The 1,795-nt window shown below is 73.4% G+C and carries 3 protein-coding genes; 1 reads left to right on the plus strand and 2 read right to left on the minus strand.

Annotated elements, in window-relative coordinates; genetic code table 11:
• Together AC0CYZ_RS01285 and AC0CYZ_RS01290 are read right to left on the minus strand one after the other, a co-directional pair.
• A partial coding sequence (locus tag AC0CYZ_RS01285; protein WP_472211378.1) for an LmeA family phospholipid-binding protein occupies positions 1-197 on the minus strand: 197 nt, incomplete at its 3' end.
• Positions 198-247: 50 nt separating this feature from the next.
• Positions 248-1,405 (minus strand): acyl-CoA dehydrogenase family protein, encoded by a 1,158-nt coding sequence (locus AC0CYZ_RS01290; protein WP_472211381.1) that lies wholly within the window; start codon positions 1,403-1,405, stop codon positions 248-250.
• Between the two features lie 73 nt (positions 1,406-1,478).
• Here AC0CYZ_RS01290 and AC0CYZ_RS01295 point away from each other — a divergent pair.
• Positions 1,479-1,795, plus strand: a 317-nt coding sequence (locus AC0CYZ_RS01295; RefSeq protein ID WP_472211384.1) for a TetR/AcrR family transcriptional regulator, incomplete at its 3' end; no start/stop codon positions are given.

A 1,795-nucleotide genomic window follows, 5' to 3' on the forward strand; every position in this document is an offset into this window, starting at 1 on the left:
GTCACCGCGCCGTAGTCGCCCGAGGCCGCCTGGGTCGCGAACGGGAACCCGTGGATGTCGACGTCGGGCTCGGTGGCCAGCTTGAGCTGCGACTGCAGCTGCGTGGCCACCCGGTCCTCGGCGATCCAGCGCGCCCCGAAATCGGCGCCCACGATCAGCACGACGAGCACGAGCAGCGTGATCAGGAATCCCCGCATCGCCGCCCATCCTGCGCCATGCCACCGGGCCCGCCGTCGGGCCCCGGGGTCTACCGCGCGAAGTGGCGGCTGATGACGAGGCGCTGGATCTGGTTGGTGCCCTCGAAGATCTGCATGATCTTGGCCTCGCGCATGTAGCGCTCGACCGGGAAGTCGCGGGTGTAGCCGTAGCCGCCGAACACCTGGACGGCGTCGGTGGTGACCTTCATGGCGGCGTCGGTCGCGACGAGCTTCGCGACGCTGGCCTGGCGGCTGTAGGGCACACCGGCGTCCCGACGGCGGGCGGCGTCGAGGTAGGTCGCGCGGGCCGAGTCGACGGCGGCGGCCATGTCGGCGAGCAGGAAGCCGAGGCCCTGGTGGTCGACGATCTTCTTCCCGAAGGTCTCGCGCTCGTTGGCGTAGTCGACGGCGGCGTCGAGCGCGGCCTGGGCGAGCCCGGTGGCGCAGGCGGCGATCCCGAGCCGGCCGCTGTCGAGGGCCGCGAACGCGATCGGCAGGCCCTGGCCCTCGGTGCCGATCAACCGGTCGCCGTCGATGACCGCGCCGTCCCAGACCGCGCCCGTCGTCGGGACGCCGTGCAGGCCCATCTTCTCCTCGGGCCTGCCGAAGGTGAGGCCGTCCGCGGACCCCGGCGCGAGGAAGCAGGAGATGCCGCGCGAGCCCTCGCCGGTGCGGGCGAAGAGCGCGTAGAAGTCGGCGCGGCCGCCGTGGGTGATCCAGGCCTTCTCGCCGGTGATGCGGTAGTCCCCGGCCCTGTCGTCCCCCTCGGGGAGGCGCTCGGCCCGGCAGCGCAGCGCGGCCGCGTCCGACCCGGCCTGCGGCTCGGAGAGGCTGTACCCGCCGATCAGCTCCCCGGCGAGCATCCGCGGCAGCCACGTGGCCTGCTGCTCGGCGGTGCCGAAGGTGGCCACCGGGAAGCAGGACAGGCCGTGCACCGAGACCGCGACCGCGACGGCGGCCCAGCGCGCGGCGAGCTCCTCGAGCACCTGCAGGTAGACCTCGTAGGGCTGGGCGCCGCCGCCGAACTCCTCCGGGTAGGGCAGGCCGAGCAGGCCGGTCTCGCCCAGGGTGGTGAAGAGGCCCTCGGGGTAGGTCTCGGAGCGCTCGTGGTCGTCCACGCGCGTCGCCAGCTCCTTGTCCGCGACCTCGCGCGTGAGCTCGACGAGCGCCCGGGCCTCGTCGGTGGGCAGGAGCCGGTCGACCGCCATGATGCGTCCTATCGGTACTATAACGGGAACCTCAGTACCGATGAGAGTAGCCGTGGACGGCTATGATCGCCAGGTGACGACGGCCGGGACGCGTGCGGACGGCCCGGTCCGCCGTGGCGCGGTCCGGCGGGACGAGCTGTTCGACGCGCTCGTGGCGCTCCTGCTCGCCGAGGGGTTCTCGGGGTTCACCCTCGACGACGTGGCCGCCCGCCTGCGCTGCTCCAAGCGCACCCTCTACGGCCTCGCGGGTTCCAAGGAGCAGCTGGTGACGGCGGCGGTCGTGCGCTTCTTCCGGACGGCGACGGGGCGGGTGGAGGCCGCCGTCGCCGAGGTGTCCGACCCGGCGGAACGCCTGGTGGCCTACCTGCGCGCCGTCGCGGCGGAGCTCGC

This window comes from Actinomycetospora sp., from assembly GCF_055612215.1.

What these genes read in the sequence shown, in the direction of transcription:
- AC0CYZ_RS01290 (WP_472211381.1), bottom strand. Translation starts at nt 1,405, where the DNA reads ATGGCGGTCGACCGGCTCCTGCCCACCGACGAGGCCCGGGCGCTCGTC.